The 21,510-nt window shown below is 56.8% G+C and carries 15 protein-coding genes; 9 read left to right on the top strand and 6 right to left on the bottom strand.

Going from position 1 to position 21,510, the window contains the following annotated elements:
- Window positions 1-94 precede the first annotated feature (94 nt).
- Complete coding sequence (locus VAE57_RS08385) at window positions 95-3,256, bottom strand: S8 family serine peptidase (protein ID WP_322821434.1); 3,162 nt, start codon at window positions 3,254-3,256, stop codon at window positions 95-97.
- 476 nt (window positions 3,257-3,732) lie between these two features.
- On the opposite strand from VAE57_RS08385, the gene VAE57_RS08380 reads away from it, so the two are divergent.
- From VAE57_RS08380 to VAE57_RS08370, 3 genes are all read left to right on the top strand, one after another.
- Complete coding sequence (locus VAE57_RS08380) at window positions 3,733-4,449, top strand: hypothetical protein (RefSeq protein ID WP_322821433.1); 717 nt, start codon at window positions 3,733-3,735, stop codon at window positions 4,447-4,449.
- Window positions 4,450-4,698: 249 nt separating this feature from the next.
- Window positions 4,699-5,097 (top strand): hypothetical protein, encoded by a 399-nt coding sequence (locus tag VAE57_RS08375; RefSeq protein WP_322821432.1) that lies wholly within the window; start codon window positions 4,699-4,701, stop codon window positions 5,095-5,097.
- Between the two features lie 69 nt (window positions 5,098-5,166).
- Window positions 5,167-5,844: an SOS response-associated peptidase gene (locus VAE57_RS08370; RefSeq protein WP_322821431.1), complete on the top strand. Its 678-nt coding sequence runs from the start codon at window positions 5,167-5,169 to the stop codon at window positions 5,842-5,844.
- Between the two features lie 535 nt (window positions 5,845-6,379).
- Here the strand turns inward: VAE57_RS08370 and murA are convergent.
- Window positions 6,380-7,672 (bottom strand): UDP-N-acetylglucosamine 1-carboxyvinyltransferase, encoded by a 1,293-nt coding sequence (murA, locus tag VAE57_RS08365; RefSeq protein WP_322821430.1) that lies wholly within the window; start codon window positions 7,670-7,672, stop codon window positions 6,380-6,382.
- Window positions 7,673-8,444: 772 nt separating this feature from the next.
- On the bottom strand, window positions 8,445-9,824 hold the full coding sequence (locus tag VAE57_RS08360) for an MATE family efflux transporter (RefSeq protein WP_322821429.1): 1,380 nt from the start codon (window positions 9,822-9,824) through the stop codon (window positions 8,445-8,447).
- Window positions 9,825-9,937: 113 nt separating this feature from the next.
- Here VAE57_RS08360 and VAE57_RS08355 point away from each other — a divergent pair, with 113 nt between their 5' ends.
- Complete coding sequence (locus tag VAE57_RS08355) at window positions 9,938-11,908, top strand: amidohydrolase family protein (RefSeq protein WP_322821428.1); 1,971 nt, start codon at window positions 9,938-9,940, stop codon at window positions 11,906-11,908.
- On the top strand, window positions 11,905-12,561 hold the full coding sequence (coaE, locus tag VAE57_RS08350; protein WP_322821427.1) for a dephospho-CoA kinase: 657 nt from the start codon (window positions 11,905-11,907) through the stop codon (window positions 12,559-12,561). The genes VAE57_RS08355 and coaE overlap by 4 nt, the downstream gene beginning before the upstream one ends.
- Here the strand turns inward: coaE and VAE57_RS08345 are convergent.
- Window positions 12,549-15,065: a PBP1A family penicillin-binding protein gene (locus VAE57_RS08345; protein WP_322821426.1), complete on the bottom strand. Its 2,517-nt coding sequence runs from the start codon at window positions 15,063-15,065 to the stop codon at window positions 12,549-12,551. The genes coaE and VAE57_RS08345 overlap by 13 nt on opposite strands.
- 355 nt (window positions 15,066-15,420) lie before the next feature.
- Here VAE57_RS08345 and VAE57_RS08340 point away from each other — a divergent pair, with 355 nt between their 5' ends.
- The 3 genes from VAE57_RS08340 (at window position 15,421) to VAE57_RS08330 (ending at window position 17,133) form a co-directional block, all read left to right on the top strand.
- On the top strand, window positions 15,421-15,573 hold the full coding sequence (locus tag VAE57_RS08340) for an AAA family ATPase (RefSeq protein WP_322821425.1): 153 nt from the start codon (window positions 15,421-15,423) through the stop codon (window positions 15,571-15,573).
- 288 nt (window positions 15,574-15,861) lie between these two features.
- Window positions 15,862-16,860, top strand: a complete 999-nt coding sequence (locus VAE57_RS08335; RefSeq protein WP_322821424.1) for an AAA family ATPase — start codon at window positions 15,862-15,864, stop codon at window positions 16,858-16,860.
- Window positions 16,861-16,869: 9 nt separating this feature from the next.
- On the top strand, window positions 16,870-17,133 hold the full coding sequence (locus VAE57_RS08330; RefSeq protein WP_322821423.1) for a hypothetical protein: 264 nt from the start codon (window positions 16,870-16,872) through the stop codon (window positions 17,131-17,133).
- A gap of 26 nt (window positions 17,134-17,159) precedes the next feature.
- Here the strand turns inward: VAE57_RS08330 and VAE57_RS08325 are convergent, their stop codons facing one another.
- Both VAE57_RS08325 and VAE57_RS08320 read right to left on the bottom strand, forming a co-directional pair.
- Window positions 17,160-17,504, bottom strand: coding sequence for a nucleotidyltransferase domain-containing protein (locus VAE57_RS08325; protein ID WP_322821422.1), 345 nt, complete (start codon window positions 17,502-17,504; stop codon window positions 17,160-17,162).
- The gene (locus tag VAE57_RS08320; protein WP_322821421.1) at window positions 17,501-17,950 is read right to left on the bottom strand and encodes a nucleotidyltransferase substrate binding protein; all 450 of its coding nucleotides are present in this window, start codon (window positions 17,948-17,950) and stop codon (window positions 17,501-17,503) included. The genes VAE57_RS08325 and VAE57_RS08320 overlap by 4 nt, the downstream gene beginning before the upstream one ends.
- A gap of 315 nt (window positions 17,951-18,265) precedes the next feature.
- On the opposite strand from VAE57_RS08320, the gene VAE57_RS08315 reads away from it, so the two are divergent.
- Window positions 18,266-20,710: a glycoside hydrolase family 31 protein gene (locus tag VAE57_RS08315; RefSeq protein WP_322821420.1), complete on the top strand. Its 2,445-nt coding sequence runs from the start codon at window positions 18,266-18,268 to the stop codon at window positions 20,708-20,710.
- Window positions 20,711-21,510 lie beyond the last annotated feature (800 nt).

Below are 21,510 nucleotides of genomic sequence, written 5' to 3'. Positions count from 1 at the left end.
ATATACAAAGACACAGCCTCACCAAAACTCTTGACGGCAGGCAATCTGTTGCCTGCCGTCAACCGGTTATGGCAGTTATGCAACAGACAACCGATTAGCGGACGATAATCGCACTGGCCTCGCGACCACCCGGCGCAAAGGAGTATTGCAGCAGAATGCCGAAGTCGGTCACGTCAGCCGGTGCATTGAAGCGGTAGATCGTCGTGTTGAGCGATCCATTTGCCGGTACCACACCACTGCCAACGTCAATATCGAAGCGTGGCGCACCCAACACGGTGCTCATACCTTCGATCTTGCTCAGCTCGAAGCCAGTGAAGTAGTTATCGTAGGTATACGCATCGACATTGATTTGCTGACCGATGGTGTTAACCCCGATCTGGCTACCACACATAGTCACTACCGTGTTGGCACTATTGGTAGCATGGCCGGTAAAGAAGAAGGCACTGTACGGGCCACTCAGCGGGCCAACAAAGAAAGCGTTTCGACCATCAGCCGCGAATGCACCCGACGGCAGACTCAGCTCAGCCGTAAAGCCGACATAGTCAGGCGTACCATCACGGTTAGTGTCAAACAGCAGATCGATCTCGACCGGATAGTTGGAATGGGTGATCTGCTGATGGGTCGTGATAGCGAATTGAATGACAGGGCTATTAGCCGGGCAGAAACCGGTTCCATCAAAGGCACGCACACCAACGTACTTAAGATCCATTGGCGGCATCTGCATACCGGCACCTGGCGAGGCGGAGACAAACGGGTTCTCACCGATCAGTGTAAATGGATCAACCGAAACCGGGTTGGCACCGTTATTCGTCAGACGGGCTGTTGCCGGAGTGCTGGTCGTCGCTCGTACCGAGGCTGGTGCCCGCACATTGCCCGACGCTCGCGGCAACACATGCCACGGCATCGTCAGGTCGTTGGTGGTACCGGGTGCATCAAGCACCAGATAGCCATCAAATTCAACCGCCGTCAGTGCTGCTCCATTCCCGCCATTTGGCCCTGAATTCAATACCCAGGCCGGCAACTTCGTCGGATCGATGCGCAGCGTCAGTGTGAAGGTACGTCGGCTGCGTGGTGGCACCGTGATCGTTGTCACCGAGGTGCTGGGAGTGATCGCGCCGGTAGCTGCATCATTGGCGAAGCGGAAGGTAGGCGTAATCGTGTAGGTGAGTGGCGAATTTCCATAGTTCCGAATCACGATTGTGCGGCGAAGCGTAGTCGGATTACGGGTCGCCTCAACCAGGCCAAACGAGATCGTGGCCGTACCGTTCGAAAGTTCCCAGGCACTGGCCTGTGCAGCAATCGCCCGATTAATGCGTACTTCACCGCCACCGATCCGTGTGATCGGAGCCAATGCCGGCCCAACGAATACCGGTGGCCCGTTGAAAATATTGGTCTCGGCGGTATTGATCAGACGCGCTTTCAATTCCCACGGTGCAAAGCTCCAGTCAACCGCATTGTAGAGCAGGGCTGCAGCACCGGCCACCATCGGCGCAGCGCCTGACGTGCCACCGAACGGCTCAACGCCGGTACCACTACCGGCCACCGCAGACAGTGAGGCACCCGGTGCACCGATTTCGGGCTTGATAATCTGCCCGTACATAATCTGGTTGCCGTAGGTCATCTGCCCCAGCGTCGGCCCACGTGATGACGTACCTACCACACTACCGGCGTTTGTCGCTGGCGTATCGAAACCGATGGTCGTGGCATTGCCAACCAGCGCCTTCAGCGCATTACCGGCCGCCTGCGTAATTGACAGCACCGGCACAGTGGGAGTCCCGCCACCGAAGCTAAAGGTAGGTGGTACCGCACCAGCCACGTTGTTGGCAACAATCACCGCTACTGCGCCGGCAGCAGCACCGTTCGAGCCTTTGATACTGATTGCGCAGGTACCACGATCAACCAGCAGGATTTGCCCGGTCAATGAGCCAGCCGAGTACGCTGTGCATCCAAGCGCATTACCCAACGACGCACCATAGACCAGCGTTCCACTTACTGGGGTATTGGGAATTGGTGCCCAGGGTTGGGCAACACCGTACACCGTGGTGCTTAGTACCGTGATCGGATACGAGGCATCACTAGGCACAGCCGTCTGGGCAACTGAAAGCGCGGTGCGGGCACCGGCTGGCGTGCCGGTAATGTAAGGCCGATCAGCGCTATTACCTGCCGAAGCTACCACCAGAATACCCAGCGGCTGGAGGTTATCTACGGCAATTGCCGAGTCGTCATCGTAGTTTTGGCCATACGATGCGCCCAACGACATATTGACGATATGCATCCGATCATCGGTCATCCCGTCACCGTTCGGATCGGCAACCCAATCCAGCCCCTGGAGGATTGCCACACCGCTGCACGACGACGACACCGCCGAACAAACTTTCACCGCAAACAGATCGACTTCTGGTGCCACACCCTGCTCGCCACCAATGATGTCAGCGACGTGCGTGCCGTGACCACCGGCACAGGTACCACTGCTCAAGCCAGGTGCACCACAGTCGATTGGGTCTGGATCAGGTGCCAGCGGGCCGTTGGGCCAGACCTCACCTACAAAGTCGTAGCCACCCTTCACCCGATCAGTCGGGAACAGACCATCGAGGGTCGTATTACGCGGATCGGAGGTGCTTGTTCCGTAAGCTGCCTGATATGCTTCCAGCGTGCCAGGTCCACCAAACGCAGCGTGGGTATAATCGATCCCGCTGTCAAGCACCGCAACCCGAACATCTTTCCCCCGGTAGCCGGCGGCCTGCACATCGGGGGTCGCACCGATGTACGGTACCGTCTCCATCGGTGGTTGGGTTGCTCGTTCGTAATTCACAACCGGGTTGATCCGCACCACTTCAGCATCGCGGGCCAGGGCAGGTAATGCAGTGCCATCAACCTCAGCGATCACCGCGTTCAAAGCGACCCGCAAGCGGGCAACTTCAACCAGGGTTGGATCAATAGCCCGCAACCGACTCAACACCCGATCCTGTTGCTGAGTAATCCGTTGCAGTTGGGCTACCTGGGCAACACCTTCAGGTACCCGTGCCGTCGGATTCTCGCTCAGCCGAATCACGACTTGTTGCCGGCCACTCACTCCCATCAAACTGGGTGAGAGGGCAGAAGGAGCACTTGTTAGCGTTACCGGTTCCGCAAGGCGCAGCGATTCCAGGTTCGGAAGTGGACGTGGAGGTTGCGCAGCCGATGGCGCAATCAAGGCAATCGTAAGACCGATGCTGATGATAACAGCAAGGAAGTGACGTTTTGTTGGTAAACTCATAGACTCCTCAGCTCATAATACACTATGTCGGTACTGTGACTGAACAAAGAGTTAGCACCTTATTCCGTCACGACAATCTTCAGACCAGACACTCCTCCTTTCCGCTCAAACACGATCAGGCTTCCCACAACATCGGTGCGCAGGCAGAGTGATGGGAACAAGGCGAACACTTACGCATTGAAGCGTGTCAGGTGCGTTGTTTCTCAGCAGCGACGATGCTGGTAGGATGAGCTGAGGTTGTCGGGAAGCTTGCGAGCAAAAGATTAAGCCGACTAAACGAATCTGTCAAGCAAATTATCGCAGGCAGCAGGTTACAAAACATTTATATTTTTAAACCGCCAGATGAAAAACTTCTCATATTACCCCCTTTAGCGGTACGTTATCCGGAGCTGTACCTCTTCTAAACGATGTGGTTCGGTGCTGGGATCTACTCTATGCTATACTATGTACAGTATCACTCACGGTGGAGGATTCCAGTGTCTACAATCAATACCTTATCAGTCGTTATTTGCGCTCCTAACGACAACCACCTTGAACAGGCACTCAACGCTGCTCAGATCGCAGCAACACGTTATAGCCCCAGTTATGAGATCATCATCGCTGCCGGCCCTGCTGCCACAAATAGTGCTGCCCGTCTTGCCGCAACCCGCCCGTTGGTCTGCGCCACCTACCACTCCCAACCCCGCCGCACGTCCTATCTGCTCCGCGATGCCTGTACGCTGGTAAGCGGCGATCTGGTTTTGGCGTTAGACGCAACCAGTCCAATGTCAGCGTTAGCGCTTGAACGATTGCTGGCCGCGTACAACAATCAAGATATGCTGGTGGGAGTACGTACACCTGTCCCGACCGATATGCTCCAACAGGTGCACACGGCCCTCCTCCGGCAGGTGCTGGGTAGTGACCAGAGCGATCCACTCTTGCCATTAGCTCTCTTTCGCAGCGAGTTGATCGATTTGCTTCCCGGCGACGGTGAACTGGCTCCACCGCTGGCGCACCTGTATGCCGCTGCTCGCCGGCGCAGGTATGTGATCAATCAGATCGCATTGCCTGCGCAGAGTACTGCTGCCCATCGTACCAGTCTCGCCGATCTGGCAGCCCTCATCGGGCAAGGTCCGGCCCGTGGCGCACGTCCTACGCTTGGTGTCCTGGCCGTTATCGGTAGTCTCTGGCTACTTCTCCGCCGCCGACGGTAGGCACTGATGAAACGGTACGGTAATGTCGAGAGGTGGTTATACCGCGGAACCGCCCATCTCTGGCTGATCTGCCACTGTCGGTAGTCATATCAGCTCTTACGATAAGTACAACGGCAGCACCCCGAAAACAGGTTGCTATCTTCCATCACCAGCTTCGTGGCCTCGATCTACAACATTCTCCCGCCAATGGTCGTCTTATCACTGTCGAATGCTGGCAGTGTATATCCATAACCTGTAAGGAGGAAGACGATGAGTCAACCGGAACAAAAACCCGATCAAACACCCGACCTGGCAGCAGAACTGCGCGAACTGGGGCAACAGATCGAGGCTGCCCTGCGGAGCGCACTCGAAAGTGAGCGGGCACGACAGTTACAGCAGGAATTGCTGAATGGACTGCGGGCAGTCAATGAGCAGGTACGAACAGCCACCAAAATGATTGCCGAAAATCCACGGGTGCAAGAGCTGGCCGAACGTGGTCAACAGGCGCTGCATCAGCTTCAGCAGAGTCAGGCTGCCCACGACCTGCAACAAACCCTGGCCAGGGGAATTGCTCAGCTTAATGAACAACTTGCCGAACTCATCAAGCGGATGCAGTCACCGCCTCCCGCTACCGGCGAAACCACTCGACTCGACAAGGACGAGTCTTAACAAGCGCCGGCAGCGTCGGGTATTCATGTTATCGCCCCATACCCAACGCTGCACCGGCAGGGAGCAGCTATGTGCGGACGGTATACCCTGACTGTGAATCCGGCCAGACTGGCGACCCGTTTTTCCGTAACCCCGCCACTCGATCTCCAACCACGCTATAACATTGCGCCAACGCAGTCAGTCATTGCTGTACATGAGACAATAGAGGGACGCCAGTTAGCTACGCTGCGGTGGGGCTTGATCCCGTCCTGGGCGAAAGATGCTAGCATCGGTAGCCGAATGATCAACGCTCGCAGCGAGACGGTGCTGGAGAAACCTTCATTTCGGACTGCTTTTCGGCAGCGCCGCTGCCTGATCCCCGCTTCCGGGTTCTATGAATGGCAGTCGTTACCGACCGGGAAGCAGCCGTTTTACTTCACGTTACGCGATGACGATCTGATGGCATTTGCCGGTCTGTGGGAACAGTGGCGCTCGCCTGATGGCACGGTGGTGGAGAGTTGTACCATCCTGACAACGGCAGCGAACGAGATCGTTGCGCCCATTCACGAACGGATGCCGGTGATTCTCCCTCCCGATCTCGATGCACTCTGGCTCGATCCGGCAGCGGATATCGGTCAGCTTTATGATCTCTGTCGCACACCACCGCCGGTTGCTCTCCACTGCTATCCGGTTAGTCCGGCTGTGAATCAAGTGCGTAACGATAGCGAGGCGTTAATTCAGCCGTACAGTAGCGTCACTTTGGGATAAGGCTCTTCGTTGCGGCAATAAATACAGGAAGAAGCACAATATAAGTGATCGCCAGGAAGGGGCAATGAATTGGGTGACTCGTATCGGTTTGTCCGATTTCTAATGTCCGCCAGGACAACGCACATGCCTGACATCACGATCATATCACCATCGATGCCGTGAATCCGACTATGACCAATGCCCGGCAGGCGATCCAAAACGTACCCTTTCGCTCCCTCTGTCGTATCTCTCGTATGGCAATGTGAACTGGTAGGGGCGGGTTTTGAACCCGCCCCTACCGTCGAGGCGGAGACAAATGGTCACGGTGCACCGCATATCTGGTAACAGGCCGTGATGCACTGTATCGCGCAAGATTTGATATACATCCCGGTGGGGCGTGTATGCTGGTCAGGCAAGGTGCCCGTCAGAGACAGTAAGACCCTGCGAGACTGATCAGACTCCGGTAGCACTTACTTCCCGCTCGTCCATGATCACTGCTCCACAGGGGCTTATACGCTGTCAGGAGGATCTTTTGTGAGTCGGTAGCTGGAAACCGCTACGAAGCCCGCACCCGCTCGATCCGTGCACCTAGTGCTGCTAACCGCTCTTCAATGCGCTCGTAGCCACGATCAATCTGCCCGATGTTGTAGATGACGCTACGCCCTTTTGCACACAACGCCGCCGTCACCAACGCCATACCAGCCCGAATATCAGGGCTGGGCAAGCCATCGGGTTCGCCGTACAGTTGCGATGGCCCGACCACCACTGCTCGATGCGGATCGCAGAGCACAATGCGCGCTCCCATGCCGATTAACCGGTCAACAAAGAAGAGCCGACTTTCAAACATCTTCTCGTGAATGAGCACTGTACCACGCGCCTGCGTTGCTACTACAATCGCCGTACTGATCAAATCCGGGTTGAAACCAGGCCACGGCGCCGAGTCAATCTTGGGGATTGCACCGTGCAGATCATGGCGCACCACCAGCTCTTGATCAGCCGGAACAAAAATGTCATCACCTTCCTCGTGCCAGGTAACTCCTAACCGGCCAAACATAATTTTGGTCATGCGATGCTCGCGTGGACGGGCACCAACAATCCGCAATTCACTACGGGTCACGGCGGCCAGGCCAATCAACGAACCTACCTCCATGAAATCAGGACCAATCGTGTAATCGGCACCGTGCAGGCTGGTCACCCCCTCAATCTCAAGCAGATTGGTGCCGATACCGCTGATCCGTGCGCCCATACGATTCAAAAAGTGGCACAAATCCTGGACGTGTGGTTCAGATGCGGCATTCGCAATTGTAGTATGGCCTTCGGCAACGCAGGCTGCAATAATTGCCTGTTCGGTACCGGTGACACTCATCTCGTCAAGAAAGATGTCGGCCCCACGCAACCTTTTAGCAGTCAGGATATAACTGGCGGGCGTAACCTCTACCTGCACTCCCAGCGCCTGAAGTGCTAACAGATGTGTGTCGAGCCGGCGTCTGCCAATGGCATCGCCACCAGGACGCGGCAGGGTGACATACCCTCGCCGGGCCAGGAGTGGGCCGGCGAGCAGCGGCGAGGTGCGGATGCGCCTGGCCAACGTGGTATCCGGTTCACCCGCCACCAGTTGATCGGCGCGCAGATGAACAACATTTGCCTCTGGTCGATCAACATATACACCGAGATGTGCCAGGAGTGCCAGTTTGGTACGAACATCGCCAATATCAGGAATATTCCGCAACGTTACAGGCTCACTGGTCAATAGACTGGCTGCAAGCAATGGTAGTGCAGCATTCTTGTTGCCAGCCGGTCGAATTGAACCCGCTAAACGATGACCGCCTTCAATAACAAAATGATCCATAGTCTGTATTCCCTGACTTCAAACTTCAAAGCACCGATTGTGTGCATCCAAACAAGATTGCCTTGGCCGTGAACAGAGAACCATGCTGCCCGGCGGGCAAGTGGCGCCCCATTATATGGCAATAATAGGGCGAGATCTATCCAGTTTCAGACAAGCTCCTCGCCATACGTCAGCAGAGCAGGTGTAACAAACCTGGTGTATAACGCTTTCTGATGAGTAAACGTCCGTTGCGACTCTGATTTACGTATACACTCATAGCACGAAATGCGGGATCGCACGCTGCCAGATGATACACCTTATAGCGAATCCCGGCTTAGATTGTGTGCCATTCAGGTTATCAGAACCTTACCGGCGCACTACTATGCGTGCCACCGGTGAGGCGCTGATGGGCCAGCACAGACGAACAAATGCGGTTGGTAGCAGGAGCAGTGCCAGCGTAATGGGGTGAGCACGTGACGGTGGTACTACGTCCAGCAATGCACGGCGACACGCACCCACCCTCACCCGCCCCCGCTGGGGGCGGGAACCGGCAGTATAGTATGGCTCCCGCTTGTGCACCCTGCTTCAGGGTGGGAATGCCCTGCAAGACGCAGACATGGCGGGCTGTGGCAGATGATAAGCGAGCCGGAGGCTCGCGCTCCCAGGTTGAATGCGATCCGCTGCTGCGATCTCCACCAGAAAACCATCGCCTCGAATGGTTCATGACCCGGAAGCTCAGCCAGGTCTCCCCGGTTACGACGCTCTCGCAATCACCGTGCGCACTGCAGGCAGGTCAGGCCGACCCTGGCCGCCAGGATGCGATCCGCTGCTGCCATTGCCGCCAGAAGACCATCGCCTCGAATGGCCCGACGATCAGGAAGGCCAGCCAGATGCCCCACAACGCCGGCAGCCACCACAACACAATCACCAGTGCCAGCCCGACACAAATCCAGATCGCCGAACCGCTGATCACCAGTGGCGAGAGGGTATCACCCAGACCACGCAGGGCACCACCGAGGGCAAAGGTAATCGCCCACGCCGGCTGCGTCAGGGCGACCACGCGCACCGCAGCAGCTCCCTCGGCAACCAACTGCGGATCGCTGTTGAACAGCCGTACCAGCCCCTCGGCGAAGATGATGAATAAGACGCCCAGTCCACCCATCCAGATCAAGGCCCAGCGCATTGCGATGTGGGCAATGCGACGGGCTTCTGCCGGATGTTGCGCACCAATCGCCTGGCCAACCAGCGCCGTCGCGGCCAGGCCAAAGCCGATGCCGGGCAGGAAGGAGAGCGAAAGCACATTGATTGCCACGCGATGGGCCGCGAGTGGCACCGTGCCCAGCGTGGCTACCACCGGCGTCAATGTGGCAATCGCACCGATGATTAGCACCTCTTCCAGTGCTGCCGGCATTCCGATGCGCAACATATTGCGCAACACATGCATGCGTGGCCACCACCCACCACGTCCACCGGCCCGCACACCATTGCGTCCCCGCCATAGCACACCGACCAGGAGGATGGCACCGGCAAAGCGGGCAATGACCGATCCCCAGGCACTACCAACCGCCCCCAACGCCGGTAAGCCCAGCCAGCCGAAGATCAACGCTGCACTGGCAATAACATTGATCACGTTGGCAAACGCAGTGATGATCATGGGGGTACGTGTGTCACCGACTCCGCGTAAGACACCGCCGATGAGGAACATCATCGTCAGTGTGGTGATGGTGCTCATGGTCACTGCCAGATAATCAATCCCAACCTGACTGACATCGGGAGCCAGGCCGAAGAGGCCAATCAGCGTGGGGGTAAGCGGCAATCCGATGGCGGTCACCGGTAAGCCAATGAGTACACTCCAGAGCAATCCCTGGCGCACCAGGAAGCTGGCATCTTTCAGACGCCCGCCGCCGTATGCCTGCGCGACCAGCACCGCCACGCCAACCGATAACGCGCTCAGTGCGCCTGTCGTGACATAGATGACCTGCAATGCCGCGCCGACCCCGGCCAAAGCAACGGCCCCTAACGAGGCGACCAGGATCGTGTCAACGACACCGAGCATGGTCTGGAGCAGGTTTTCGCCAATGACCGGCCATGCCAGCCGTAAGACGCGCTTCTCCAGTTGGGGGTGCGACGGGGCATGATGGATTGTGGTCTCTTCGTTTTCGATTGAAAGCATGTCTGGTTGCATCTCCGTCAGTATACCCGACATCGGTACTTTGGTGGATCGCACCTTTGCCCGATTTCTCGTACAATGAAAGGAATAAGGTGAGTGACAAAGGAGGCATTTTCATGGAGCATGTTGACACCCTACTCACCGGCGGCACAGTCGTTACGATGGACGCAGCTTGGCGTATCTTTTCCGATGGTGCCGTCGCTATTCGTGATGGGGTTATTGTAGAGGTGGGGCCAGCCGCTGAACTAAACCAACGGTATACGGCTACTGAGACGATTGATTGCCGCGATTGTGCGATCATTCCGGGGCTGATCAATGGTCACGCCCATGTGCCGATGAGCCTTTTACGCGGCCTGGTTGCCGACCAGCAGCTCGATGTCTGGCTCTTCGGCTATATGTTTCCGGTCGAGAGTCAGTTTGTTGACGCCGAGTTTAGCTTCACCGGTACCCTCTTGAGCTGCGCCGAGATGATCCGTGGCGGGACGACGACCTTTGTCGATATGTACTATTTTGAAGAAGAGGTCGCCCGGGCTGCCGATCAGGCCGGGATGCGAGCGATTTGTGGTCAGACGGTGATGCGTCTACCCACCCCTGATGCCGATTCGTTCGACGCCGGGATCGAGCGGGCGCGGCGCTTTATGGCCGAGTGGCGCGGTCATCCCCGTATTATTGCGACTATTGCCCCCCACGCGCCGTACACCTGCACCGATGAGATTTACCGCCAGGCGGCAGCGTTGTGTGCTGAGTTTGGTGCACCACTGATTACGCATCTTTCTGAAACCGCACGCGAGGTTGAAGAGAGCATCCGTGATCGTGAAGTGACTCCAATTCGATATGCCAAGCGGGTGGGCGCGTTCGATGTACCCTGCATTGCAGCCCACTGTGTTCACGCCACCGAAGATGATCTGCGCCTGTTGCGCGAAGCTCAGGCCGGAGCCGTGCCTTGCCCAACCAGTAACCTCAAACTGGCGAGTGGCGTGGCACCTTTCCGTCGAATGATCGAAACCGGGGTGAGGGTTGGTCTCGGTACTGATGGCCCGGCGAGCAATGACGACCAGGATATGTTTACCGAGATTCAACTGGCGGCGCTTCTTCCGAAAGGCTTAAGCGGCGATCCAACGGCGGTTCCTGCACGTGAAGCCTTCGCGCTGGCCACCTGCTGGGGTGCTCGTGCGATTCACCTTGACCATCTGATCGGCTCACTGGAAGCAGGGAAACGCGCCGATATTGCCGTTGTTGAGCTGCACCGGTTGCACAGCGCACCCCGCTACACCTACGCTCCCGATGCCATCTACTCCCACCTCGTCTACAGTAGTCGGGCTGCCGATGTGCGTGATGTGCTGGTAGATGGCAACATCCTGCTCCGTGATCGTCAGTTACAGACCATTGACGAGACGGCAATTATTGCTCGCGCACAGGCAATTGCGACACGCATCAACGAATTTCTTGCCACTCGCGAACGGAATCTGTTGGCCAAGATTCTGGCTCTCGGCGGTGTGCAGCAGGCGGAAATCTTCGAGATACAGGTGAAAGCCCGGCTGCATCCGGCGGACGTCGAGCGAGTACTGGCCGTCCTCAACCATCCGGCAATCACCGTCGCGAAAACCAGTGAACGCACCCAGTACGACACCTATTTCATCTTCACCAATGGTGAGCGCATTCGAATTCGTGAGGATCACCGTACCGATCCGGGTGCCCGCCCCCAGCCCAAGTACACGCTCACCCTCATGGCCGAGGCCCATCGTTTTGAGCACCCCAAGGCAATGATGCTCTCACGGGCGCGGTATACCGCGCCTGCCGATCACACGGTGCGCTTCTACCGCGAATACTTTCAGCCCGACCGGATCGAGGAGCTTGAGAAACAGCGTCGGCGCTGGCGCATTCTCTACCGCGATCATGATTTCGCGATCAATCTCGATACGCTCATCGGTCAGGCAGATCGAGGCCCATTCCTCGAAATCAAGAGCCGCACCTGGAGCCGCCGTGATGCCGAGCGACGAGCAGAACTGATCAGTGAATTGCTGGAACTGATCGGTATCAGCGATGACGCCCTGGTGTTGCAGGAATATGTGGAGCTGGTGGCATGAAACATCCCGGCATCTTTCTGATCGGCCTGACCGGCGGCATCGCCTGTGGCAAGAGCACCGTCCTGGCGATGCTGGCCGCCCTCGGTGCACGCACTATTGATGCTGACCGGGTAACCCACCGTCTGCAACAACCGGGGACACCGGTGTATCAGGCCATTATCGCAGCGTTCGGCCCCCAGATTTTGACCGCACCCGGCGGTGCAATTGATCGCCGCAAGTTAGGTAACATCGTGTTTAACGACCCGGTGGCACTGAAGCGGTTAGAGTCTATCGTCCATCCGGCAGTACGCGCCGAAATACAACGTTTTCTGGCCGAGGTCGCCAATGCGGGTGGGTATGCCACCCGCCTGCGACCTGTCGAACGTCCGATTGTGGTGATTGACGCCATCAAGCTCATCGAGTCAGGTTGGGCCGACGAGTGCGATCAGGTCTGGGTCGTCACCTGCCCGCCTGAACAACAGATTGAGCGCCTGATGACGACACGGGGAATGTCGCTGGCTGAAGCGCAGGCCCGGATCACCGCTCAACCCCCGCAAGAGAGTCGCTTCAGCCGCGCCCATGTCATCATCGACAACAGCGGTTCGCAGGCGCGTACACGTGCTCAGGTTGAAGCGGCCTGGCAACAGGCGTTGGTCGCCAGTCACGGCGCATAAGTCACCTGTCGGCGATCTTCGATCACAACCCCATCGGCCAGGGTCACTCGTAGCCGAACAGTGTATGTACCGGTTGGCCAGGCACCGGCATTCCACATTCCAAGCAACCCCTGCTCAACCGGCTGGCTGCTCTGCCCCAGCACCTGCCAGTCGGTTGGAGCGCTACCGCTGCCAATATCAAGAATAAAGGGGCCGCGAGCGGTACCCTGGATAAAGACCAGAGTATTGGTAATCACGCTATTTGCGGCGAGGTCGAGCATGGCAACGGCGCGATCTGGCTCGCGGGGTGGCGGACAGTACCCGGTCGGCGCTGTCCGGCCATTGCGGCGTGCCCAATCGGCGACTTCGGTTGGATAGATGGGAAACGTCACCAGGCGCACCTCTTCGGGTGGGGTATATGTCGTTGCCAGACATGAGCCATCACCGGCTACACGCACCGTTTGATAGGTGATATTGCTCACCGGCCCGGTACCGGCAACGAAACGTTCGGTAATGACCTGGGGACACTCCGGAGTAGGAGGGCCACCAGTCTCGGCACACACCGGCTGTTCGACGATCCCGGCAGGCGGTACGAAGGGCTTCGCCTCCCGATTGGCGTGGTAGCGTAACATCAACTCGCGCCAGATCAGACCGGCACCGTTGGCGCCAGCCACTTCCGCCATGGGCTGATTATCGTTATTCCCCACCCACACCCCGATCACCACAGCACTGGTATAGCCAATTGCCCAGGAGTCGCGATAATCATTACTGGTACCGGTTTTCACTGCGGCCTGAATGCCGGGCAATTCCATCACATTATTGCGCCCAAAGACCAGCCAGCGCGCCGCATTGTCGCTCAGAATATCACTGATCAGAAACGCAATTTGTTCGCTCTGCGGGCCGAGTAATGGCTTGGCAGGGGGTGACTGCCAGGTATGCAATATCTCACCCCGACTATTTGTCACGCGCAAAAGAGCTACCGGTCGCACCTGACGCCCACCTGCCTGTAGCCCGGCATAGGCACCGGTCAGCTCCAGCAAGCGAACTTCGTTACTCCCTAACGCCATTGCCAGGCCGTAGCGGCCGGGATCGGTAAAACTGCTCACCCCAAACTGGCTCATCAAATCGACAAACGTTTCTACGCCGACAAACTCCAGCGCCTTCACCGCCGGGATATTGAGCGAGTTCGCCAGTGCCAGTCGCAAACGTACCGGCCCACGGAAGCGGCCATCATAATTGCGTGGCTCGTACACCACCCCATTCATCTGCCAGCGCGTCGGCACATCCCAAAGCACGGTTGCCGCTGTCCACCCACGTTGCAAGGCAGCAGCATAAATAAACGGCTTCAGTGTCGATCCGGGCTGACGGAGGGCCAGAGTCACATTCACCTGACCATCAGGCGCGTTGTAATCGACACTTCCCACCATCGCCAGAATCTGACCATCAGGAGCAAGCACGACCACACCGGCATTACTGGCATTGCGGGCGCGCAGGGTTGCGATCTGTTCAGCGGCGACCTGTTCGGCCTGCGCCTGCCAGAACGGGTCAAGCGTGGTGATCACGCGCAGACCGCCACGATTCACCATCTCCTCGCCGAATTGCGCGACGAGCAGGTCGTAGACGTAAAAGACAAAATGGGGCGACTGGATAGAGACGGTGGGGCGCACTAACCGAATCGGCTCGGCAAAGATCGACTCGGCTTCGGCGGGGCTGATAAAACCGGCAGTAACCATCTGATTCAGCACGATGCGCTGACGGGCACGGGCCAATGGCAGGTTTTCAAACGGATTGTAGTTCGAGGGTGACTGCGGCAAACCGGCCAGCAGGGTCGCCTCACCGCGACTCAGCTCCCAGACGTGCTTGCCAAAGTAGCGTTGGGCTGCTGCCTCAACCCCATATGCTTGCGCACCGTAATATACTTCGTTCAGATAGAGCGCGAGAATCTGTTCCTTGCTGTACTCCTGACCAACCCGAATCGCCAGAATTGCTTCGCGAATTTTACGTTCAATTGTCTGTTGCTGAGCTTCTTCAGGCGTCAGTAAAATCGCCCGCACCAACTGCATAGTAATCGTACTGGCGCCTGAAACGGTCTCACCGGCGTTCACATTTTGCCAGAAAGCCCGCACAATACTCGGCAAATCCACCCCAGGATTGGTATAGAAATTCGCATCTTCAATTGCCACTGTGGCATCGCGTAAAATCCAGGGGATGCGCTCCAGCGTTACCGGCATCCGTACTCCTGGCCCAATCACCTCGTATAACAGCGTAACGCCATCGCGGGCGTAGATGCGCGTGTTCTCGAAGCTACGGTACTGATCGATCAGCGCCGGTGGCGGCAAATCGCGACCGTAGTAGAAATACAGGCCAATCAGCCCCATCATTCCCATCAATGCCAGCACCAGCAGCGTAAAAAAGAGCCGATTGAGCCAACGCCCAACAAAGATCAGGCCCCGAACCGGCCATGGTGGTGGTAGTGGCTTTCGCCGCCGAAAGCGTGGTAGACGTGGACGCGGACGCCGTGTCATAGCGAGCAATACCGATAACGTATCCAGACCAATGATCCATTTCTCATGGTACCATAGCGCGATTTGCAATGGATTGTAGTGAAGAAAATGTCATAGCCGGTGCAGGGAACGTGGCATGAGCTACGGCTTCTTCGTCATCATTGTGAGAGATGCTTGAGATGAAATCAGTATGGTACAATCTTCATCAAGCAACAGTGTCGCACAGTAACGATACTGGAATCCTGAACATAGCACCGGTCAATATGCGGGTAAAACGAGGGGCGGCATTTTGGTTAGTAAGCATGAGATAGACTGCATATACCTCACACCCTTACATCCCGATAAAAACGACATCAACCCGTTTTGGTGATCTACAATGCTAACAAAACTGACCATTCGTAATTTCAAACTCTTCACAGATGCTGAGATAGAACTGAGTGAACGAGTTATTTTCATTGGTCCCAACAACTCTGGTAAAACATCAGCATTACAGGCGCTGGCACTGTGGGATATTGGCGTCAAACGCTGACTGGAACGGCGTGGCGGTGGTACCGTTCCAACCAAACGCCCTGGAGTTACCATTAGTCGCCAGGATTTGATTGCAATTCCAACCCCGGCTGCGAATCTCCTCTGGCGTGATTTGCACGTTCGTGAAAGCGTCAGGCAAGACCATAAAGCAGCGATCCGCAATATGCTGATTGAAATTGGCGTTGAAGGCGTCAATGACGTTCCCTGGTAGTGCCGCCTGGAGTTTTACTACGCAAACGAAGAGTCATTTTACTGCCGACCACCCCTGTCAGATCAGGAAAAGGTCTGGATGAACGTACCAGAGAATCTTAAACATCTTCAGATCGCCTACCTGCCACCAATGTCCGGCCTGGCTGCCCGCGAAGATCGGCCGGAAATAGGCTCCATTCGCGTCCGTGTAAGAGAGGGTCGCACCGCTGAAGTGATGCGTAATCTGTGCTGGCAGGTGTTGCAGAGTAACGATGGCGAGAGCAAATGGCAGGAAATTTGCGATTCCATTCGTCGTTTGTTTGGGGCGACGCTGCATAAACCAAAATACATTCCTGAACGGGGCGAAATTGTGATGGAGTATTCCGCACGCTCAGGGACAACCCTGGACATCTCTTCCAGTGGTCGGGGACAGCAACAAACATTGCTCCTCCTGGCGCATATGGCTGTGCATCCGGGTGCCATCCTTCTGTTGGACGAGCCTGATGCACATCTTGAGCTTTTGCGTCAACGGCAGATCTACACGGTGTTGTCAGACCAGGCAGAAAAGATGGGGAGTCAGATCATCGCCGCCAGTCATTCAGAAGTACTACTCGCCGAAGCAGCCGACCGCGATGTCGTTGTTGCCTTCGTCGGCAAACCACACCGTATCAATGACCGTGGTGCGCAGGTTTTAAAAGCGCTCCGGGAAATTGGTTTCGATCACTATTATCTGGCCGAGCAGACTGGCTGGGTGCTGTATCTGGAAGGTTCAACCGACCTGGCCCTGCTGAGTGCATTTGCCCAACGACTCAACCATCAGACTCAGGAATATCTGGCCCGGCCATTTGTGCATGATGTTGCCAATCAGCCACGTAAAGCACTTGAACACTTTTACGGCTTGCGTGAAGCAAAACCCGCTCTGGTAGGGATTGCGATCTACGACCGTCTTGAGAAACAGTTGTCGTCAGACCCGTCGCTACAACAATACACCTGGCGGAAACGCGAGCTAGAGAATTATGTGTGTCAGCGTGAAACACTTCTGGCGTATGCGTTAGCCGAAGGCGAACGGGCAGCAGGACCGCTCTTCGCTCAGGCATAGCGTTATGCCATGGAACAGGCGATCAATGATGTCGAACAGGCCCTACGTATGTTAGGCAAAGACCCATGGTCTGACGATAGTAAAGCCAGTGATGAGTTCCTCACACCACTATTCCAACGGTTTTACGCCATTCTCCAGCGGCCCAATCTGATGAGCAAGACCAATGTTCACGGTTTGGCGCAGCACGTTCCCCTTCCAGCAATCGATGCCGAAATTGTGCAGGTTCTTAACGCCATTCTGGAGGTTGCCCAACGCGCCCGACCAGTTGAGTAGCCATCAGCATCACCACATTCCGCGTCTCAATCTTCCCGGACGTCGTCGGCACTCGTCGCCGATTGCACCACCACATATCCACGTTCAATCTCATGATGGAATGACGGTGGAATCTGTGCCCAATCCACCACATCAACCCGAATCGGGAGATCACTGGCAACAAATGCTTCCCGCAGCGCAACGATACGGTCACACGGCTGCGACAAATGACGAGGGTTTCGCACCACCAGATCGAGATCACTGGCGGCAAATGCCTCACCCCGCACCCGACTGCCATAAGCCCAGACCTCGTATTCGGGGACGTATGTTTGCAAAATTGTGCGCACCTGGGTGAGATATTCGGCGGGTAGATCAAGGTGTGGCGTGGTCATAGGTCATCTTCGATAATAGTTGTGCCGGTACGGAGACGTTCTGCCAGTGCATACGCATCGCGGATGAAATCAGGCAACAGTTTCAACGTTTGCTGAACGAAGGCATCACCGTAATCGTGAGCCGTGCTGTTGCGATTATCGCGATAGGTAAACCAACGCTCAACTTCAGGGATAGAGAGCAGAGAATGCTGGGCAGCGAGGCGGAGCAGCTCTCGCACCGGCGTTGCTTCAAGTCGGCGAATACCATAGCCGAAATCGCGCAGGCGGCGCCGGATCAGCCGGAACGAGACCTCCTGAGCCAGTTCAAAACCCTTGATGATCGCCATCCGCAAGACTTCCTGCGTCGTCGGTTCACGATCCACGACGGCACGCTGATACATGGCATATGCCGCCTCCAGCGCACGCAATGTATTTTGCAGATGATCGGTATTGATTGGCGTCGTCATTGTGCCTCACAGGTCCCTAAACGTGATGTATGAAGTATTGTAATGGTTTGTAGCACAGTTTGCCAGGAGGGTCAACTATCTGGCCAGCTATGTCGAAAGGGCATTCTACATCCTGCCAGAAGGTGTGAATACCTGAGTCTGACCATCCTCGTCAAGTGTGCGGAACGATCAAGATTTCAGCCCCATCTACGAACACAGACAGCCGTAGCTCTCTTCAGCAATTGCTCTGGCAAAAGATAGCTCTCTCCATCTCACTCACCTCATTATGCTACAATCATCCCTCGATACCGCTTCTTGCACCTTGAGGAGTTCGCCATGTCGCAAGCCCCGGCACGGGTAGGCCTGACCGATACCCGCTATTTCATGCCGTTATCCCGGCTTGGTAACGTCCAGTCCATTGAACGAGGTGTTCTTGCCGCACTCGACCAAGAGTGGCTACGGGTGGAATGGATTCGCGAAGATATTGTGCGCTTGAAGATCAGTCGCGGCGGTCATTTTGATGAGCATCCGTCGTATGCCGTTTGTGTTGATCTAAATCACACACCGATTCCGCCATTTACCGTCGCCGAAACAACGACGTCGCTGGTGTTGCGCAGTGCGCGTCTGGAGGTGATCATCAGTCGTGATCCGTTTACGATCACTATCCTACGGAGCGATGGTAGTTTAGTGATGAGCACCGCGATTGGTCCTGATGGACGACCATGGGCGTATGCAACGCTCAATGATGCCTTCGCGTTGCATCGAGTTTGTGCCCGTGATGATGCCTTTCTCGGTTTGGGTGAGAAGACCGGGCGCCTGAATCGGAAGGGGCGAGATTTTATCTTGTGGAATAATGATGTGTTGAGTCCGCAAGGTGAAGCCGAATTCGCTGTCGGTCGCGATCCCGCCGATCCGCGCACAAAGAATACCAGCACCGAGTTCGATCCCTACTACATCTCTATTCCGTTTTTCTACCATCTCGATCAGACCGGGAATGCTGCCGGTTTTTTTCTTGACAATCCATACCGGGTGCATGTCGATTTTTCGCCTGCCGAAACCTACGGCATCTGTGCGTTGGGTGGTCAATACACAGAGTATGTGCTGGCCGGGCCACGGATTGCCGATATTCTCGAAGGATTCACCTGGTTGACCGGTCGGCTGGCACCGCCACCAATCTGGGCGCTTGGCTACCATCAATGTCGCTGGCATCGCTACAGTCAGGCTGACATCCTGGCCCTCGCTGCACAGTATCGTGAACGACACATCCCGTGCGATACGCTCTGGCTCGATATCGAGCATATGGACGGCTATCGTGTCTTCACCTGGAATCACGAATTGTTTCCTGATCCGGCAGCCCTTGCTCGCCAGTTGCACCAGCAGGGCTTTCGCCTGATCACGATTGTCGATCCCGGCGTGAAGGTCGATCCCGATTTTGCCTTGTTCCGTGAGGGAGTGGCAAACGATCTGTTCTGTCGAGCGGCCAGTGGTGAGTTGTACATTGGGCAGGTCTGGCCCGGCCGCACGGCGTTCCCTGATTTTGTGAAACCGGAAGCACGTACCTGGTGGGGCGAGCAGAATGCGCGTCACGCGCAGTTGGGTATTGCCGGTATCTGGAATGATATGAACGAGCCAGCAACCGGTGATATTCCACCGTATGCGATGCGCTTCAACGGTGGCCGCGAACCGCACGAACGCTATCACAATCAGTACGCATTGCTGATGGCGATGGCGACGGTGGCAGGATTACACACCGCGTTCCCCAACCAGCGCACGTTTGTGCTGTCACGGGCTGGTTTCGCTGGCATTCAGCGGTACGCCGCTAACTGGATGGGCGACGATTGTGCGCGTTGGGATCATCTCTGGATGAGTATGCCGATGGCAATGGGAACAGCGCTGTCCGGGCAGGCGTTTATCGGCGCTGATATTGGCGGGTTTGCCGGTGATACCCAACCCGAACTCTTTGCCCGCTGGATGCAGTGTGCCGCGTTGACGCCATTCTGTCGCAATCACAGCGCCTACGGCCATGTCGATCAGTACCCCTGGTCATTTGGGCCGGCTATCGAGCAGATTGCCCGCAACGCGATTGAATTACGCTATCGCCTTATGCCCTATCTGGTCACGGCCTTCATGCATACTGTGGAAACCGGTGAACCAGTACAGCAACCGCTCGTCTTCGCCTATCAATACGACCGCTTAACCCGCGAGATAGACGATCAATTTCTGGTGGGGCGCGACCTGCTGGCTGCGCCGGTGTATACGCCAGGCACAACAACCCGACAGCTCTATCTGCCTGCTGGTGAGTGGTACGACTGGCACACCGACACGCGGTACGCCGGTGAACAATTTGTGGTGGTGCCTGCACCGCTCGACCGCCTGCCCCTCTTCGCACGTGGCGGGGCCATTGTTCCGCTCTGGCCGGATGTACCGGCTTCAACAATGGGCTACTACCCGGATACCATCGAGTTACATCTCTTCATCCCAACGCACGATGGTGTCTACACCTCAGAGTTACACGAGGACGATGGGTTGACCCTGGCATTTCAACAGGGTGCGTATTACCGTACCCTATTCCGGGTCGAACGCCGTGGTCACGAACTCACAATCAGCGGTTCGACGGGCGGTGATGGTTTTGCTGAATGTAACCGTACATCCTTCACGCTTGTCATTCACGGGGCGAATCCGGCGATGGCGGTGGTGAATGGGACGCCCCAGGCGCTTGTGAATGGCCGAACGACATTTGCCAATCGCGGTGAAGCGTTTACCATTTCGTTCACGGTGTGATGCGGTGTAGAGACCGAGAGCGCACGTCTAATTTCCCCTCGCCCACGCAGCGGGAGCGGGGCCGGGGGTGCAAGCCTTTCCCCGCCCCACTCCGCTCCCATTGCAGGCGAGGAGCAGGGGAGTGAGGAAGGGCGTGCACCATCATGGTTCCCGATCACCTCAATTCCGGCCCCCCTCCCAGCCTCCCCCGCTGGGGGGAGGAGATCAGAGCCTGTTCCCGTTTCGAGCGGAGTTCAAGCAAGGACATGAGAGATGATCTAACATAACGTCTACCCTATCAGGAAGCCTTGGATCAAACTTCTGTTCCCCCCTCTCCCACCCTTAGCGCTATGCATTACCCACAACTGGTGTCAACCACGTGCGCATCAGCGGGGATGATCGCCATGAGTGCTGTTGTGGGCGACTGACCCGGTGGCAGTGTGCCGCTCCAGCCGTGCCGGAACGTGCGGGATGGATTGCCGTACCCGCACGTCATGCGCATGTCGCGTAGTTTGGAGTTCGGCAGCCATGCTGCCGCGCTAGCCGCGCTCACGATCCGGCGTGTGGTGCATCGTTCCCCATCCTGGTCACGGGGGTGCTGGATGGGATCCTGCCGATCATCGCGTCGGTCCGGCATGCAGGCGCTACCTGTGCGTAGATATTTGGTCATACCAGGTTCGTGCCTGTGCACCAGCGGCCACGGCCAGCACCTGCCGGCGGTGGCGATGATGCCTCCACGCAGGCCGAAAGCCTGCGCCACGGGGAGCGCGTGCAGCCCAGCCTACCGCAGCGTGACATATGGGTAATGCATAGCCACCGCT

Source organism: Chloroflexus sp., from assembly GCF_034434295.1.
Classification (GTDB): Bacteria; Chloroflexota; Chloroflexia; order Chloroflexales; family Chloroflexaceae; genus Chloroflexus.
Note: the sequence above shows the minus strand (reverse complement) of the source record. Positions and strands in the feature narration are given on the sequence as shown.

What these genes read in the sequence shown, in the direction of transcription:
- VAE57_RS08385 (WP_322821434.1), bottom strand. Translation starts at nt 3,256, where the DNA reads ATGAGTTTACCAACAAAACGTCACTTCCTTGCTGTTATCATCAGCATC.
- VAE57_RS08375 (WP_322821432.1), top strand. Translation starts at nt 4,699, where the DNA reads ATGAGTCAACCGGAACAAAAACCCGATCAAACACCCGACCTGGCAGCA.
- VAE57_RS08370 (WP_322821431.1), top strand. Translation starts at nt 5,167, where the DNA reads ATGTGCGGACGGTATACCCTGACTGTGAATCCGGCCAGACTGGCGACC.
- murA (WP_322821430.1), bottom strand. Translation starts at nt 7,672, where the DNA reads ATGGATCATTTTGTTATTGAAGGCGGTCATCGTTTAGCGGGTTCAATT.
- VAE57_RS08360 (WP_322821429.1), bottom strand. Translation starts at nt 9,824, where the DNA reads ATGCTTTCAATCGAAAACGAAGAGACCACAATCCATCATGCCCCGTCG.
- VAE57_RS08355 (WP_322821428.1), top strand. Translation starts at nt 9,938, where the DNA reads ATGGAGCATGTTGACACCCTACTCACCGGCGGCACAGTCGTTACGATG.
- coaE (WP_322821427.1), top strand. Translation starts at nt 11,905, where the DNA reads ATGAAACATCCCGGCATCTTTCTGATCGGCCTGACCGGCGGCATCGCC.
- VAE57_RS08345 (WP_322821426.1), bottom strand. Translation starts at nt 15,065, where the DNA reads ATGACACGGCGTCCGCGTCCACGTCTACCACGCTTTCGGCGGCGAAAG.
- VAE57_RS08340 (WP_322821425.1), top strand. Translation starts at nt 15,421, where the DNA reads ATGCTAACAAAACTGACCATTCGTAATTTCAAACTCTTCACAGATGCT.
- VAE57_RS08335 (WP_322821424.1), top strand. Translation starts at nt 15,862, where the DNA reads ATGAACGTACCAGAGAATCTTAAACATCTTCAGATCGCCTACCTGCCA.
- VAE57_RS08330 (WP_322821423.1), top strand. Translation starts at nt 16,870, where the DNA reads ATGGAACAGGCGATCAATGATGTCGAACAGGCCCTACGTATGTTAGGC.
- VAE57_RS08325 (WP_322821422.1), bottom strand. Translation starts at nt 17,504, where the DNA reads ATGACCACGCCACACCTTGATCTACCCGCCGAATATCTCACCCAGGTG.
- VAE57_RS08320 (WP_322821421.1), bottom strand. Translation starts at nt 17,950, where the DNA reads ATGACGACGCCAATCAATACCGATCATCTGCAAAATACATTGCGTGCG.
- VAE57_RS08315 (WP_322821420.1), top strand. Translation starts at nt 18,266, where the DNA reads ATGTCGCAAGCCCCGGCACGGGTAGGCCTGACCGATACCCGCTATTTC.